Origin of the sequence: Geothrix fuzhouensis (assembly GCF_024609325.1) — a bacterium.
Lineage (GTDB): Bacteria > Acidobacteriota > Holophagae > Holophagales > Holophagaceae > Geothrix > Geothrix fuzhouensis.
Genome location: NZ_JANHMQ010000005.1, coordinates 41991 through 56856, shown reverse-complemented (window position 1 = coordinate 56856; position 14866 = coordinate 41991). Strand labels below are relative to the sequence as shown.

The window sequence follows — 14866 nt, the reverse complement described above, 5'->3', positions numbered from 1 at the left end:
CGAGGTTCCCCATGTCAATCAACCTTCAAGGCCGCGTGATCGCGATCGTCGGTCCCGCCGTGGACGTCGAGTTCGGCAGCCACCTGCCGGAAATCATGAACGCGCTGCTCACCGAGATCGCCGGCGTCACCGTGACGCTGGAAGTGCAGCAGCATCTTGGCGAGAACCGCGTCCGCTGCGTGTCCATGCAGCCCACCGAGGGCATGATCCGCGGCCAGATCGTGACGGATACGGGCAAGCCCATCAACGTGCCTGTGGGACCTGAAACCCTTGGCCGCATCATCAACGTGGTGGGCGACCCCGTCGACGAGCGCGGGCCCATCGGCCACAAGATGACCCTGCCCATCCACCGCGAGGCCCCCAAGTACGAGGAGCTGAATACCACCTCTGAGATGTTCGAGACGGGCATCAAGGTCATCGACCTGCTGGAACCCTACGCGAAGGGCGGCAAGACGGGCCTCTTCGGCGGTGCCGGCGTGGGCAAGACGGTGCTGATCATGGAACTCATCAACAACATCGCCAAGGGCCACGGCGGCTACTCCGTGTTCGCCGGTGTCGGCGAGCGCACCCGCGAGGGCAACGACCTCTGGCACGAGATGATGGACTCCGGCGTCATCGACAAGAACGACCTGTCGAAGAGCAAGGTGGCGCTCATTTACGGCCAAATGACCGAACCCCCCGGAGCCCGTGCCCGCGTGGCGCTCACCGGCCTCACCGTCGCCGAGTACTTCCGCGACGTGGAAGGCAAGGACGTGCTGCTCTTCGTGGACAACATCTTCCGCTTCACCCAGGCCGGCGCCGAAGTGTCCGCGCTGCTGGGCCGCATGCCCTCCGCCGTGGGCTACCAGCCGACCCTGGCCACGGAGATGGGCGAGCTGCAGGAGCGCATCACCTCCACGAAGAAGGGCTCCATCACCTCCGTGCAGGCGGTGTACGTGCCCGCCGATGACTACACCGATCCCGCGCCCGCCACCACCTTTGCCCACCTGGACGCCACCACCAACCTCTCCCGTGAGATCGCGGCCCTGGGCATCTACCCGGCTGTGGATCCCCTGGCGTCCACCAGCCGCCTGCTGGATCCCCGCATCCTGGGCGACCACCACTACAACACCGCCATGCGCGTCAAGGCGATCCTGCAGAAGTACAAAGAGCTGCAGGACATCATCGCCATCCTCGGCATGGACGAGCTCTCCGACGACGATAAGCTCGTCGTGGCCCGTGCCCGCAAGATCCAGCGCTTCCTCAGCCAGCCCTTCTTCGTGGCTGAGCAGTTCACGGGCATGTCGGGCAAGTACGTGAAGCTCGAGGACAGCATCAAGGGCTTCAGCGAGATCTGCGACGGCAAGTGGGATCACCTGCCCGAGCAGGCTTTCTACCTTGTCGGCACCATCGAGGAAGCCGTCGAGAAGGCCGAAAAGCTCGCCGCCGTTTAGTTCTGTCTTTCTCCAACTCGGAATCCGCGCGAGCGGATTCCGAGCCTTGAAAAGAGCCTGCCATGTCTCAATCCATCAAACTGGAAGTGGTGACGCCGGAGCGGCCGGTCTTTTCGGCCGAAGTCTCCGAGGTGCAGTTCCCCACAGCCGCTCGCGGCTACTACGGCATCCTGCCGGGCCACACGCCCCTGATGACTGCCGTGGGCGATGGCCTGCTGTACTACGTCCAGGATGGCCAGAAGCACTGGCTGACGGTCTTCGGCGGCTTCGCGGAAGTGGGTCCCGACCGGGTCACCATCCTGGCCCGGGAAAGCGAGACCGTGGACATGATCGACCTGGAGCAGGTCGAGGCCCAGCGCCAGCGGGCCCTCAAGCTCCTGAAGGAGGCCGTCACCGAGCATGACCTGACCTCCGCACAGGCCGCCCTCGATGCCAGCCTCATCCGCCTCCAGGCCGCCGGCCATCCCGCAGGCCACGGATTCTGAACTCCTGACCATCGCCTTCATTACCCAACCTCATGGACCCCTTCTCCTGGGCCGATGAGGTCGGGTCACCATAGCCCGATGGAGTCGCCTTGGCCAACCTGCTTCCCGTGCTTGATCCTCAACCCCTCCAGGCTCTCCTGGACATGGGGGCGGAATCGGGTCTCGTGGGGGAGTTGATCGCGCTGCTCAAGGCTGATGCTCCTGTCCGGCTGGCGGCTTTGCGAAAGGCCCTGGAGGCCACGGACCTGGAGGCGGCCCTCGGAGCGGTCCACCAGCTGAAGGGAGGCCTGGGCACTTTGGGGCTCCAGCGGTTCGCGGAACGCGTCCGCCAGGTGGAGGACCAACTTCGGGAAGGCCATTGGAATGGGGCGCAGGAGCTGGTGGAGATCTTCCCGGGCGCCTATGAGGAGGCCCTGGCGGCCCTCCAGGCAGCCTTTCCCGAAGCCTGAAGCGGGATCACCAGGAGAGCCGCTCATCCTGGGCCAGCAGGCTGATGCGGGGCTCACCCAGAGCCAGAAGTTGCGGCAGCATGGTGGCCTTGTCGCCGGGGGTGAGGTGGTAGACCCGCACGGGCACGTCGCGATGCAGCTTCTTCAATTCGGCGCCGAGTTTGGCGGGGGTGAGGTGCTTGGAGGCCTCGGCCAGGCCAGCCTGCTCGTTGGGGAAGCTGGCCTCCGTGATGACCAGGCGCAGGTTGGGCGTGGTGTTGGCCACTTCCCAGATGCGGCCAGTCTCTGCGGTGTCGCTGGTGAAGATGAAGGCATCCTTCCCGTCGTCCACCTTGTAGCCCACGCAGGGCACCAGGTGGTTCACCCGGATGGGTGTGATGTGCAGGCCGCACACATGGTAGGTGTGCTCGGGTTCGATCTCGGTGTACCGGATGGTGGGATCGTTGGGGCTGGGGATCACGCTGAAGTCGGGCCAAAGCTCATCGTTGAAGAGGTGGCGGCGCAGGGCGTCGAGGGTTTCGGGCAGGGCATGGATCTCCACCGCTTCGTGGGTGTGCCCGAAGATGTTCTTGGTGAAGAACGGCAGGGTGCAGATGTGGTCCAGGTGCGAGTGGCTGAGGAACACGTGCTGGATCCTCACCTGCTCCTCGACGGTCAGGGCCGCGGTGATGGAGCCGGCGTCGATGGCCACGCAGCCGTTCACGAGGAGCCCCGTCAGGCGCTCACCTTCGGCCTCTCCGCCGCTGCAGCCCAGGACCCGGAGTTCCATTGTCCCTCGGTAAATGAGCCTTCATCATACGGAAAAGGGGCGCCGGTGGGCGCCCCTTTCACGCACGACAGTTGAAGTCTAGAATCGGATGCCGCCGTAGACACCGACCTGGAGCTTGGGTGCGAAGGCTTTGAGCAGGTCCTCCTGGCCGAGGGAATCGCTGTAATCCTTCTTGACGAGGGGCGCTGCCACCTCGATGCCGATGAAGGGCTTCACCAGAGGGGTCGGGAAGGCATAGCCGGCATTGATGCGCACCCAAGGGCGGCCGTAGGTGGTGCTGACTCCGGGCGTGGACAGCTTCTCGGAGCGGTACTCCACGCCGGCGCCCACGGCGACGACGGCCTTGAAATTGAACATGGCGCCCACGCCCCAGTACTCCTGGCCGAGCTGAGTCGGAGAGGTCGTGCCGTTCACCTTCACGTTAGTGTCCACCTTGGGCTGGTAGGCGGCCGTGATTTGGAAGAGGGCCGGGCCCAGGTCCACGATGGCGTAGCCGAAGCGGCCAGCCACCACCGTCTTGTCCTGGGGCTCGACCTTGAACGCGCCCAATTCGGTGTGGCTGGGGTACTGCTGCCGGGAGACATTGAGCCCCAACTCGAAGCTCTGGGCCGCGAGAGGCGCTACGAGGAGCAGGGGCAGGACAAGCTTTTTCATGAGCAGGCTCCAAAGGGCGGGACGGGTAAACTTTACCCTATCCTCCTGGAATGGGGCGTCGAAATCCAGTTCCGACCCGCAAAAAAAGGGATCCAGTTCAAGGGATCCCAGTGAAGCGGAGATTTTTCAACGGGCGCTTAGAAGCGGATGCCGCCGTAGATCCCGATCTGCACCTGGGGGGCCAGGGCCTCGCTGAGGTCTTTGTAGGTGGCGGTGGTGTCCTTCTTGGAAAGGGGCGCGGCCACTTCCACGGCGAAGAAGGGGCTCACGATGGGGGTGGGGATGCTGAAGCCCACATTCACGCGGGCCCAGGGACGCCCCAGAGTGCTGTCGGTACTGGGACCGCTGGTGGGGCGCCAGGTAAGGTTCTCAGAGCGGTATTCCACGCCAGCGCCCACGTTCACCAGGAGCTTCCAGTTCACCATGGCGCCCACTGCCCAGTACTGGTTCTCCAGCTCGCCGTACTTGGTGCCGCCGTAGGTCAGGTCGCCGGTGGTCTTGTTGTGCCAGGTGGCGTTCAGCTGGAGGGCGGCCACTTTGAGGTCGACCACGTCAAAGCCGGCCCGGAGGGCGAAGCCCGTGGGGCTCACGGCATCGTACTTCTGGCCGGTGCCGAAGGACGCAACCTGGGCTTTGCCGACTTGCTTGTCCACCAGCACGCCCAGCTCGCCGGCGGAGGCCGGAATGGCGGCCAGCGCGGTCAGTGCAGAGAGAACGAGCAGCTTCTTGCGCATGGGGTCCTCCAATTCAGCAGATAGTGCATCATCGGCTCTGGCCCGGGTACGGTCAATCTCCATCCTTGCCAAGGTCTTGCTAACCTCAGGTCATGCGGGCCCATCTGCGCTTCCTGATCTTGGACGGCTTCGACCCCGACACGGGCGAGCTGGCCCTGCGGGTGGCCTTCCAATCCGGTTTGGAACCAGGGCTGGAGCTGATTCGGCTGCACCTCCACCTGGGCAGGAGCGGCAATACCCTGGAACCCCTCAGCCGACAGCTGCGGACGCATGTGCAGATGCCCGTGCCACCGCTATGGGAGCACGGCCTCAAAACGGTCATCCATGCCATCGAGGAGGAACTGGCCGGGCCGGAGGGGCGCAACGCCCTCCGTTACCTGTGGGTGAGGACCCAGCTGCTCCACCCCGCCGAGGCGGCGCGCTCCACCCCGAACCATCCCGTGGCAGGGCAGGTGGAGATTCTGCGGGACTGGGCGAACCGGCTGGATCAGGAGGGCCAGAGCCTTCGTGCGGCCGAAGTCCTGGATCGGCTGCTGCTCCTGGCCCCCAAAGACGTCGCCAGCCTCGCCTACCTGGCTGGGTTCTTCCGCGCCCAGGGCATGGCCGAAGAGATGGCCGCGGTCGCGGAGCGCTGGACCAAGGCCGAGCCTGGTCGGATGGAGGCGCGCCTGCGCCAGGGCGAAGCCCTGCTGCGCCTGGGCCGGGCCCAGGAAGCCAGGGATGCCTTTGAAGGCGTGCTCAAGGCGCAGCCGGTCCACCTGCTGGCCCACCTCGGCATGGCCCAGGCCCTGGGGCTGCTGGGGGGGAACCCCTTTCCCCATCTGGACGCAGCCCAGGAACTGGATCCCGCGGCCACGGCCTCGGTCTTGCGAGAGACCTTCGACTACCGCCTGTTGGCGCCTCCGGCCGCGGATCGGTCCCACAGCTTGGAGGCCCTGCCGCCTCTGTTGGGCGTGTCCGGCGCCGAAATCCAGGATTTCATCCAGTTCCTGGGCCTGCCCCTCACGGGGCCCGACGGCACGGTGCGCGAATCTGAGCTGGCGCGCTGGGCAGGCGTCATGAACCGCTACGCCCTGCTGCCCGGGGGCCTGAACTGGTCCGCCCCGACGCCCAGGCGGTTGCCGGATCTGGTCTAGGAGCTGTCAACGATCGGCTTTCGGAGGTCAGTGACCGACCGGTGACGGCCGACAGCTAAGATGGGTTTTCATTTCGGGGGCCCCATGTCCGTCTTGCTGAGCACCGATCTCCCCTTTCCCATCTTTCGCCGGGGCAAGGTGCGCGATGTGTACGACCTGGGCAAGCAGTTGCTCATCGTGGCCACCGACCGCATCAGTGCCTTCGATTGCGTGATGCCCGAAGGCATTCCCGACAAGGGTCGCATCCTCACCGCCGTAGCCGCCTATTGGTTCGCGGCCACCGAGGATCTGGTGCCGAACCATTTCCGCGGCAGCCTGGGCTGGCCCGCCGTTCTGGAAGCCCACCGCGAGGCCCTGGATGGCCGCGCGGTCGTGGTGGAGAAGACCCGACCCCTGCCCGTGGAATGCGTGGTGCGTGGCTATCTGGCAGGCAGCGGCTGGAAGGAATACCAGGCCAGCGGGGCCGTGTGCGGGGTGGCGCTGCCTTCGGGCCTGCGCCTCGCGGACCGGCTACCGGAGCCCATCTTCACGCCCGCCACCAAGGCAGAGGAAGGCCACGACGAGAACATCAGCTTCGAGCAGATGGCCGAGATCGTGGGTGCGGACTTGGCGGTTCGGCTGCGGGACCTGAGCCTCGCCCTCTATCGTCGCGGCGCGGAACTGGCGGCCCAGCGGGGGATCCTGCTGGCGGACACCAAGTTCGAATTCGGGCTGAGCGACGCGGGCGAACTGATCCTCATCGACGAGGCCCTCACGCCGGACAGCAGCCGCTATTGGTTGGCGGACAGCTGGGCGCCGGGGAAGAATCCGCCGAGCCTGGACAAGCAGTTCCTGCGCGACTACCTCGAGACCCTGCCGGGCTGGGACAAGCAACCACCCGCGCCGCACCTGCCTCCTGCGATCATCGAAGGCATCCGGGCCCGGTACCTGGATCTCGCCTCGCGCTTCGGCGTGACCATCTGACCTGGTCGGCTCCGGGGGACTGGGGATTTCAGCGGTTCGATCCGCCCACCACACCGGTATGCAAGCGGGCGGGATCCAGCCAACGGCGAAGGGCCTCGTTCAGGTGGCCCAGGGTGACGGCCGCCATGCCTTCCGGGGTGACCGCCCGCCCCCGGGCCTCGGCCAGGGCCTCGTCTACCATGGATCCGGGATGGAGACTCGTGAGGGCCCGGCCTGCGAGCCAGGCGGCCCGGGCCCGGTCCAGGTCCTGTTCTGTGAAGCCGCGCTGTCTGAGCGTCTGGAGGCGCTCCCGCAGGGAAGTCTCGACGGCGGATGGGGACCCCAGGGGTTCCGCGTCCAGGATAGCGACCAGATCCTGGCCCTCCAGCGTGACCTGCGCGGGGAACAACACCGGATTCCCGGGAAGGAGCAGCGCCAGCAAGGCTCCAGCCTCCACCCCCAGATCTTCGGGCTCCGCCGCCACCGCCATCGCTCGCAGGCCAGCCCCGGCTAGGGCCACTTGGATTCGCTGGGCCTCTGGCGAGGGGGCGGCAGGTGAGGAGGCTGGTGTGGGAGCAGGAGCTGGTACCGACGTCGGGGCCCCCGGAACGGGAGGTGGCGGCTGGACGGTCCAGGTTCCGAAGCTCAGCACCACAAGGCGCTTGGCCTGTTCCTGCCCGAGGTCGCCCTGGAGGACCAGCACCGCGCGGTCGGGCCGCAGGGTGCGGGCGTAGAACGCGAGCAGATCCTCGTACGTGATGGCGGTCAGGCGCGCGAGGGTGGGTGCCTGGAGGGTCCAGTCAGGTTCCAGGAGCGAGCGCAGCTTCGCTCGAGGCGAAGCGTCCAGACGCTCCGTCTCCCGCCAGCAGGCGAGGCGCTCGGCCTCCAGCGTGGCGGGATCCACGATCGAGCGGAAGGCCCGGTCCGCGAGCAGGCCCAGGGCCAGATCCTGGTCGCGGCTGCGGGCCAGCAGGCTCCAGGAGAGCCCATCCGATCGGAGGGCCGAGGTCAGCTCGATGCCCGCTCCCGCCAGAAGTTGCTCGAAGTCTTCCATCCGGAAGGCGGCTGCATCCGAATGCCTGAGTACGCGCAGGGCCAGAGGGGCGAGCCCAGGGCGGGTGGCGGCCTCGCTGTCCAGGGTCAGATGCAGGCGGGCCCGGACCAGGGGGCGCTCATGATCCTCCAGCAGCACCACGCGCAAGCCATTGGGCAGGGTGAACATCTGGGGTCGGATCGAGGGCAGGGCCTGGCCCTGGACCGTCAGGATGAAGGCCGCGAGGGTCGCCAAGGATCTCATCGCTTCTCCGGGGAGAGTTGGGCTTCCAGCAGCTTGAGGGTGCGGCGCCGCTCTTCCATGCTGAGCATGCGGAGCTGGCGGAGCCCTTCCGCAACCATGTGCTCCCGTTGGGCCAGGTCCTCGATGCGGGTGGCCGCCAGGGCCTTCAATACCCGCGCCGTCTCTGCCTCCAGGGGGTCTTGGCCTGCGTCCGTTCCGGCCTGCAGCCAGAGCGTGGTCCGGTGGCTGGGATTCAGCCAGGTCCGCGCTGCGGCCTGGACGGCCTCGGGTCCGACATTCCGCAGGCGCTGGAGCTCCTGTTCTGCCTGCCGCCAATCGCCGGCTTCGACCCAGGCGAGGCACAGGGCCCGGGCCAGGGCTGCGGGTTCGTCCTGGACGCGGAGCTGGTCCACGTCGATCTGGGTCAGAGCCCGCTGCCACTCCTCCGCGGGAATGGGTTCCTGCTGGAGCCGCAGGATCTCGGTATGGAGGGCGCCTTCGAGTTCGGCGAGGCTGTGCCCTTCGGTGGGAACCAGGCTGATCACGAGCAGGCCCGGCAGGCGTCCCCCAGGCAGGTCCATCCGGACCTCCACGGATTGGGCCAAGGCCTTCTGGTGTACGAGCCGCTGGGTCAGCCGCCCGGAGGGACCTCCACCCAACAGGCAGGCCGCCAGGCGCAAGGCCAGGTGCTCACGGTCGGGACGGGGAGGAATGCGCCAGCCCACCAACAATCCGGGCGCGCCGCCGAGAGAGGCTTGGATGTGCCGATCCCCCAGGTCGGCCGGAATCTCGGGCAGGAGCGGATCCTCGGCCTCCTGCACGGTGGGCAGGGCGCCGAAGCTGCGCTCCACCAGCGGCAGGACCGCCTCCATCGCCAGGCCACCGATCAGCACCACGGTGAGCCGGTCCGGCCCGCAGGCGCGGCGGGCCCAAGTCTGCAGCTCTGAGCGCCGCATGGCCTCCAGGGCGGGGAGGTGATCGGCCAGATCCCGGCCGTAGGGGTGGCCGGGCAAGGCAGCACCCTGGAGCAGCGCCAGTCCCTGGGAACCCTGGCCGCGCAGTTCCGCCGCCAAGGCGGCTCGGGCTTCCGAGAACCGGCTGAGCTGAAGGATGGCCAGCCGCTGGGCCTCGGTGTGGCACCAGAATTCGAAGGCGGCCATGGGCAGCTCGGTCTGGACCAGCAGAGCGTCCGCGCTGGCAACGGCGGTCTGCCGTCCGCCCCGGGCGGCATACACATCCATGAGTGGTGAGCTAGAGAACCGGGCGCGCACGGCCTCGTGCAGAGTCCAAAGACTGGCCCCCAGGGCCGAGGCCTGGCTGGCGGCGGCCGGGTCCTTTCGTTGGCGGAGCCGTTCCAGGCGCAGAGATTCGAGCAGGCCCTCCTCCTCCTTGAGCAGGGCGTCCAGGGAGCCAGCCCCTTTCGAGGCCTCCAGGTCCTCGGGCCAAGTGGCACCGTAGAGGGTACGAGCCAGCAGGTCGGTGGCGCCGGCCAGGGCCGGGGGTTCTTCCGCCCGCCCGCCGCGGAAGACCAGGGCTGCGTGAAACGCGTTGAGGCCCCGCCGTTCCACCACCAGCAGTCGAACGCCATTGGCCAGCCGCCGCTCCTGCACCTCGTCGAGGTGGAGCGCCTGGGCGTTCAGGCCCAGGGCGGCGAGGAGGAGCAGGGCCAGGCGTCGCATGGCCCCAAGGGTACTACTGGTCCCGGGTACTACTTGACCCGGATGCTGCCGTTGGTGGTTTCGAGGCGGATGGACTGGGTCCGGCCGGGCACCTTCACGTGGGCGCTGTGCTTGGTGATCTCGATGACCTGGGCGCCGGGGACTTTGATGTCCATGGACCCGTTGCTGTTCTCGGCCAACAGCACGCCAGAGGCCTTGCCGAGGTCCACCTCGATGCTGCCATTGGTGGATTCTAGGTAGATGCCCTCCCCCCAGCCGTCCAGGTTCCGGGCGCGGACGCTACCGTTGGTGGTCTCCAGGCGGATGCCGCCGGCCACGTCCTCAAGGACGATGCGCCCGTTGGTGGTGCCCCCTTTGATCCGCGCCGCCAGGTTCCGGGCCTCGATGGGGCCATTGGTGGTGTCCACCTGGACTTCCCCGCGCACGTCGGAAACCAGAATGGCGCCGTTGGTGGCCTCGCATCGGGCGTAGCCCTCAAGATGGTCCACGGCCACAGTGCCGTTGGTGGTGCGGAAATAGCCCAGGACCCGGCGGGGCACCTGGAGGGTCATCTCGCAACGGGGGCTAATGTAGAGGCCGAAGCTCCAGGAGGGCTGCTGGAACATCGCCTCGATGTCCAGGTCCGATCCCTTCCGCTGGAGCACCAACTCCACCCGGCGCTTCTCGCTGTCGCGGATCTGGGCGGTGAGGGCGACCTCCTCCTTGTCCCAGCCGGTCACCCGGATGCCGCCATTGCGGTTCTTCACCCAGAGCTTCGAGCCGTAGGTCAACTTCTCCGTCCGCTGCTCCGTCCGGGATCCGGAAGGGACATCCACCCCAATCATGGGCGCGGGCGGCGCCGGAGGGGCAGGCGGCGGCGGGGGTGGGGGAGCCTGGGCCAGCAGGGCGCTCCCGAGCAGGAACAAGGGGATCCAACGGCTGGAAACGTTCATGGCGGCTCCCGGGGGAGAAAGAACCAGGGCGGGCCTGGATGTCATGTTCACGGTACTGCAGCGGCTACGTTTAGTCACGATCGCTTCCAGTGGGCCTGAGGGGGACGGGGATCGCCCCGAGTCAGGCTTTTTTCGGGGCCGGCCCCAGCGTGGCCCCCTCGACGATCTTCACAGGGACGACGATATGCCGGATGGCATCGCGTTCGATGGCGCCAAGGGCGAGGGTGACGGCCTCGTGGGCGATGGCGGGGATGTCCTGGGCCACGGAGGCCAGGCCGGGGTAGAGATCCACGAGGCCGTCGAAACCCAGCACGGAGACCTGATCAGGCACGGAAACTCCCAGATCGGCCAGGGCGCCCAGGGCCCCCACGGCCATTTCGTCGGTGGCGCAGAAGATTCCCGTGGGCCGGTGGCCCTGCTGCCAGGCATCGCGCATGAGCCGGTAGCCGCCGAGTACCGAGCCACTGCCCCGCAAGATGACCGGAACCAGGGAAGCTCCCCCGCTCTCGGCGAGGGCAGCGGTGAAGCCGGCCGCACGATCCACCGCCCACTGGTGTTCATCGGCCACGGTGAGGTGCAGCATGTCCCGGTGCCCCAGGGCCAGGAGCCGGGCCGCGGCGAGTCGGCCGCCGCCGATGTCGTCGGGGGCCACACAGGATACGCCGGGATGGTGGCCGATGAGCGCGCCGGGCACGCCGCGCCGCCACAGGGTGGCCAGGCGCTGATCGATGTCGGCGCAATGAAACATCAGCACCGCGTCCAGGCGCCGTCGCACGGAGGTGATGTCCACCGGAAGTTCCACGAACTGCGTGGCGTGGAGCTGCATCTCGCGCAGCAGGGCCCGCCAGATGACGTTGAAGTAGGGTGATAGCCGGTTCTCGCCCGCGCCCACCCAGATGCCGAGGGTGTGCTTGGTGCGCCGAGACAGCTCCCGCGCCACGGGATCGGGCTCATAGCCGAGCTTCTTCATCACGGCGAGGACCGTGGCCCGCGTTTCGGCGGCCACCGTGGGCTTGCCGTTGATGACGCGGCTCACCGTGCCTGTGGAGACACCAGCCTGCTGGGCGATCTCGCCGATGGTGATCTTCATGGGGGCCGCCGGGAAAGGGGCGCGAAGGTGGGGAATGCGTTCATCCATGAATACCGTTCGGTTTCCAGGGCGTCAATGCGCGGTCGGCCGGCTCAGTCCAAGCAGGAGAGCGCCTGGGCCGCGCCGAAGAGGCTCAGATCGTAGTCCCGGACCAGAAACACCGGGGTCTCGCGGCAGAGATGGTCTAGGTGGGTGCGGTAGTTCTGTTCGAAGCGGGCCATGAAGCGGCCACCGCTGAGGAGATGCGCCCCATTCTTGGCGGGGATGCCACCGGCGAGGAACAACCCGCCCGTGGGCAGGAAGACGGCGCAGAGTTCGGCACACACTCGTGCGTAGAGGTCCACGAACATCGCCATGGCGCGCCGGCAGACCGGATCCGCAGTGGCCCGGGCGGAGATGGCGGCCGGCTGGTCCACGGCGGGAAGGTCCAGGATGGCGGTGGTGTCCGCCGTACCGGAAGCCCGGCCGGAGTCCAGGAGGAATTGGAAGATGCGCGCCAGCCCCTGCCCGGAGACAGCCAACTCGGCACCTGGCGGGCCGGGCAGCCCCGTGGCCAAGTGTCTCCAGAACGCCAGCGAATCGTCGTCAAACACCGGCAGGCCGATGTGCCCACCCTCGCTGGGGTACGCCCGTGGGCCCTGGGGGGTGCGCACGAGGAAACCCACGCCGAGACCCGTGCCGGCGCCCACCACCAAGATCACGCCCCGAGGATCCACCGCGGGCAGGCTGCCGTCGCCGTGAGGCAGGGGGGTGACCTGGCCGGCGTCTGTGAGGTCCAACCCGAGCACGCCGCAGGAAAGGGCCGTGAAGTCGTTGATCAGGCGCACGGGGATGCCCAGTTCCCGTTCCAATTCGGGTCCATCCATGTCCCAGGGGGCGTTGGTGAGGTGGATCCGGTGATCGACCACCGGCCCAGCCCCGGCCAGACAGGCCCGCACCGGCCGGTGGCCTGGCTCGGCCGCCAGGAATCGCTGGATGGGCGCAAGAAAAGACGGCTCGCCCTGGGTGCTGAAGCGGTCCTTGCGATGAACGCGGTAGCCCCCGCCCTGGGGCACCAGCAGGGCCAGGTTGAGGTTGGTACCACCGACATCCGCGACCAGGATGAGATTGTTAACGGTTGCATTCACTGAAACATCACCTCAATCCACCGAATGGTGCCCCATGATCGGTTATTCCTTCATGAGAAACCAGCAGGATACAGATGGTCTCCCTTCCCAGGGCAGTCGTCCACTGAATCGGGGGACGTCACTCCGAGAGCGGGCGCCGATCCCCGAGCCCGAAGCCACCGGAATGGGCTCAAACACCCGATTTATTGCGACGCATGAAAAGGTTCCCACCTCCTAAACAACTTTCTTGACAGACCCGTGACGTCGGTCAACCATACCTGCGACCTCTTTGTAACCGTTTACATTCAAGCATCCACCTCCTCTGCCTTCCTATCTCCACCTTCGGGCTCATGGGAACTCACCTGCTGGCTTTTAGGATTGTGTAACCGGTTACATAGCTCATTTGACTCGCTTTCAGGCCCATTCGCACCACCCCGTCGTGCCCCCCAAAGGAACTTAGACGATGCCCGTCCGGGACGCAGTTGATCATCGAACCTCCGGTGCCGAATGGTGGCGCGGGGCGGCGATCTACCAGATCTATCCCCGGAGCTTCCAGGATACGAATGGGGATGGCATCGGCGATCTGCCCGGGATCACGGCGCACCTCCCTCATGTGGCTGACTTGGGTGTGGACGCCATCTGGATCTCCCCCTTCTTCACGTCGCCCATGAGGGATTTCGGCTACGACGTGTCGAACTACCGCGACGTGGATCCGACCTTCGGCACGCTGGCGGATTTCGACCGGCTGGTGGGCGAGGCGCACCGCCTGGGTCTGAAGGTGCTCATCGACCAGGTGCTGTCCCATTCCTCGGACCAGCACGCCTGGTTCAAGGAGAGCCGCACCAGTCGCACGAATGCCAAGGCGGACTGGTACGTCTGGGCCGAGGCCAAGCCCGACGGCACACCCCCCAACAACTGGCAGTCCGTCTTCGGAGGCTCGGCCTGGACCTGGGAGCCGCGGCGGCGGCAGTACTACCTCCATAACTTCCTGGAATCCCAGCCGGATCTGAATTTCCACCACGAGCCCGTGCAGGCCCAGATGCTGGAGGAAGTGCGCTTCTGGATGGAGCGCGGGGTGGACGGCTTCCGGTTCGACGCCTGCAACTTCCACTTCCATGACCAGAAGTTGAGGAACAATCCGGCGGCCCGGCCCGGGTCGGTGGAGCTCACCTCCGTCAAGGAGGGCAACCCCTACGGCTGGCAGATCCATCGCTACGACAAGACCCGGCCCGAGAACCTAGGCTTCCTGAAACGCCTGCGGACGCTGCTGGACCAGTACGGGGCCATGAGCGTCGGCGAGATCGGGGATGAGGGCGCCCTCGCCACCATGGCTGAATACACCGCGGACGGCGACAAGCTCCACATGGCCTATGGCTTCAGCCTCTTCACGGACGAGTTCAGCGCCACACGGATCCGGTCCGTGGTGGAGGAGTTCGAGCGCCGGGTCCGCCCGGGCGGGGGGTGGGGCTGCTGGTCGCTCTCCAACCACGACAGCGTCCGGGCGGTCACCCGCTGGGGCAAGGGGGTGGACGATCCCGCGTTCCCAAAGCTGCTGCTGGCGGTGCTGGGCTCCCTCCGGGGGAGTTTCTGTGTGTATCAGGGTGAGGAACTGGGCCTTCCGGAAGCTGAAGTGCCATTCGACCGCCTCATCGATCCCTACGGCATCGCCTTCTGGCCTGACTTCAAGGGACGGGATGGCTGCCGAACCCCCATGCCGTGGACCAGCGAGCCACCCTGGGGCGGCTTCTCGACTGTCGAACCCTGGCTGCCAATGTTCCCGGATCACCTCCGCCGCTCCGTGGCGGTCCAGGCGCCTGCGCCTGATTCGGTGCTGGGCTTCTACCGGCGCTTCCTCGCCTGGCGCAAGGGCTCCGAGGCCCTTCGCCGCGGCACCCTCCGTTTCCAGCGTACCGCCGAGCCCATCCTGGCCCTTCGCCGTGAGGAGGGGGCCGAGCGGATCCTGGCCGTCTTCAACCTGAGCCCCACCCCCGTTCCATACACGCTCCCGGTTCCAGCGCAGCCCCTCCAGGGACACGGCCTCGCGGCCTGTCATCTCGAGGGCCGGGACCTCCACCTTCCCCCTTGGGGAGGTTTTTTCGGTCGCCTGGCCTGACCCAGGCGCCGGCCCTCCCTCCGCAAGTCACCCACCCACCCAGCCGCCCCCGCGGCTCCTCTCACTGG

Annotated in this window: 14 protein-coding genes; 6 read left to right on the top strand and 8 right to left on the bottom strand. The window is 67.0% G+C overall.

The features are described from left to right. Window positions 1-11: 11 nt before the first annotated feature. The 3 genes from atpD to NOV74_RS14560 all read left to right on the top strand — a co-directional run bounded on the left by atpD (window position 12) and on the right by NOV74_RS14560 (window position 2367). Window positions 12-1433 (top strand): F0F1 ATP synthase subunit beta, encoded by a 1422-nt coding sequence (atpD, locus tag NOV74_RS14570; RefSeq protein WP_257313988.1) that lies wholly within the window; start codon window positions 12-14, stop codon window positions 1431-1433. A 62-nt stretch (window positions 1434-1495) separates the two neighbouring features. Continuing rightward, window positions 1496-1918: an ATP synthase F1 subunit epsilon gene (atpC, locus tag NOV74_RS14565; protein ID WP_257313986.1), complete on the top strand. Its 423-nt coding sequence runs from the start codon at window positions 1496-1498 to the stop codon at window positions 1916-1918. Between the two features lie 89 nt (window positions 1919-2007). After that, window positions 2008-2367, top strand: a complete 360-nt coding sequence (locus NOV74_RS14560; RefSeq protein WP_257313984.1) for an Hpt domain-containing protein — start codon at window positions 2008-2010, stop codon at window positions 2365-2367. A 7-nt stretch (window positions 2368-2374) separates the two neighbouring features. Here the strand turns inward: NOV74_RS14560 and NOV74_RS14555 are convergent, their stop codons facing one another. From NOV74_RS14555 to NOV74_RS14545, 3 genes are all read right to left on the bottom strand, one after another. Beyond that, window positions 2375-3136, bottom strand: a complete 762-nt coding sequence (locus NOV74_RS14555) for an MBL fold metallo-hydrolase (RefSeq protein WP_257313981.1) — start codon at window positions 3134-3136, stop codon at window positions 2375-2377. Between the two features lie 78 nt (window positions 3137-3214). After that, window positions 3215-3790, bottom strand: coding sequence for a hypothetical protein (locus tag NOV74_RS14550; protein ID WP_257313977.1), 576 nt, complete (start codon window positions 3788-3790; stop codon window positions 3215-3217). A gap of 137 nt (window positions 3791-3927) precedes the next feature. Beyond that, window positions 3928-4524, bottom strand: a complete 597-nt coding sequence (locus tag NOV74_RS14545) for a hypothetical protein (RefSeq protein WP_257313976.1) — start codon at window positions 4522-4524, stop codon at window positions 3928-3930. A 92-nt stretch (window positions 4525-4616) separates the two neighbouring features. On the opposite strand from NOV74_RS14545, the gene NOV74_RS14540 reads away from it, so the two are divergent. After that, window positions 4617-5660, top strand: a complete 1044-nt coding sequence (locus tag NOV74_RS14540; protein WP_257313973.1) for a tetratricopeptide repeat protein — start codon at window positions 4617-4619, stop codon at window positions 5658-5660. 84 nt (window positions 5661-5744) lie between these two features. Next, window positions 5745-6623 carry a phosphoribosylaminoimidazolesuccinocarboxamide synthase gene (locus tag NOV74_RS14535; protein WP_257313970.1) on the top strand — a complete coding sequence of 293 codons (879 nt, stop codon included), beginning with the start codon at window positions 5745-5747 and terminating at the stop codon, window positions 6621-6623. A gap of 28 nt (window positions 6624-6651) precedes the next feature. On the opposite strand, the gene NOV74_RS14530 is transcribed toward NOV74_RS14535, so the two are convergent. From NOV74_RS14530 to NOV74_RS14510, 5 genes are all read right to left on the bottom strand, one after another. Then, window positions 6652-7899: a M16 family metallopeptidase gene (locus tag NOV74_RS14530; protein ID WP_257313967.1), complete on the bottom strand. Its 1248-nt coding sequence runs from the start codon at window positions 7897-7899 to the stop codon at window positions 6652-6654. After that, entirely contained in the window at window positions 7896-9557 is a 1662-nt protein-coding gene (locus tag NOV74_RS14525) for a M16 family metallopeptidase (protein WP_257313964.1), read from the bottom strand. Before NOV74_RS14525 ends, NOV74_RS14530 begins: the two co-directional genes overlap by 4 nt. A 29-nt stretch (window positions 9558-9586) precedes the next feature. Then, entirely contained in the window at window positions 9587-10489 is a 903-nt protein-coding gene (locus NOV74_RS14520) for a DUF4097 family beta strand repeat-containing protein (protein ID WP_257313963.1), read from the bottom strand. A 121-nt stretch (window positions 10490-10610) separates the two neighbouring features. Further along, the gene (locus NOV74_RS14515; RefSeq protein WP_257313960.1) at window positions 10611-11579 is read right to left on the bottom strand and encodes a LacI family DNA-binding transcriptional regulator; all 969 of its coding nucleotides are present in this window, start codon (window positions 11577-11579) and stop codon (window positions 10611-10613) included. A gap of 92 nt (window positions 11580-11671) precedes the next feature. Beyond that, entirely contained in the window at window positions 11672-12706 is a 1035-nt protein-coding gene (locus tag NOV74_RS14510) for a glucokinase (protein WP_257313956.1), read from the bottom strand. 442 nt (window positions 12707-13148) lie between these two features. Between NOV74_RS14510 and NOV74_RS14505 the strand changes: the two genes are divergently transcribed. After that, window positions 13149-14798, top strand: a complete 1650-nt coding sequence (locus NOV74_RS14505; RefSeq protein ID WP_257313953.1) for an alpha-glucosidase — start codon at window positions 13149-13151, stop codon at window positions 14796-14798. The last annotated feature ends 68 nt before the right edge of the window (window positions 14799-14866 follow it).

What these genes read in the sequence shown, in the direction of transcription:
- NOV74_RS14545 (WP_257313976.1), bottom strand. Translation starts at nt 4,524, where the DNA reads ATGCGCAAGAAGCTGCTCGTTCTCTCTGCACTGACCGCGCTGGCCGCC.
- NOV74_RS14515 (WP_257313960.1), bottom strand. Translation starts at nt 11,579, where the DNA reads ATGAAGATCACCATCGGCGAGATCGCCCAGCAGGCTGGTGTCTCCACA.
- NOV74_RS14535 (WP_257313970.1), top strand. Translation starts at nt 5,745, where the DNA reads ATGTCCGTCTTGCTGAGCACCGATCTCCCCTTTCCCATCTTTCGCCGG.
- atpC (WP_257313986.1), top strand. Translation starts at nt 1,496, where the DNA reads ATGTCTCAATCCATCAAACTGGAAGTGGTGACGCCGGAGCGGCCGGTC.
- NOV74_RS14555 (WP_257313981.1), bottom strand. Translation starts at nt 3,136, where the DNA reads ATGGAACTCCGGGTCCTGGGCTGCAGCGGCGGAGAGGCCGAAGGTGAG.
- NOV74_RS14540 (WP_257313973.1), top strand. Translation starts at nt 4,617, where the DNA reads ATGCGGGCCCATCTGCGCTTCCTGATCTTGGACGGCTTCGACCCCGAC.
- atpD (WP_257313988.1), top strand. Translation starts at nt 12, where the DNA reads ATGTCAATCAACCTTCAAGGCCGCGTGATCGCGATCGTCGGTCCCGCC.
- NOV74_RS14530 (WP_257313967.1), bottom strand. Translation starts at nt 7,899, where the DNA reads ATGAGATCCTTGGCGACCCTCGCGGCCTTCATCCTGACGGTCCAGGGC.
- NOV74_RS14505 (WP_257313953.1), top strand. Translation starts at nt 13,149, where the DNA reads ATGCCCGTCCGGGACGCAGTTGATCATCGAACCTCCGGTGCCGAATGG.
- NOV74_RS14550 (WP_257313977.1), bottom strand. Translation starts at nt 3,790, where the DNA reads ATGAAAAAGCTTGTCCTGCCCCTGCTCCTCGTAGCGCCTCTCGCGGCC.
- NOV74_RS14520 (WP_257313963.1), bottom strand. Translation starts at nt 10,489, where the DNA reads ATGAACGTTTCCAGCCGTTGGATCCCCTTGTTCCTGCTCGGGAGCGCC.
- NOV74_RS14525 (WP_257313964.1), bottom strand. Translation starts at nt 9,557, where the DNA reads ATGCGACGCCTGGCCCTGCTCCTCCTCGCCGCCCTGGGCCTGAACGCC.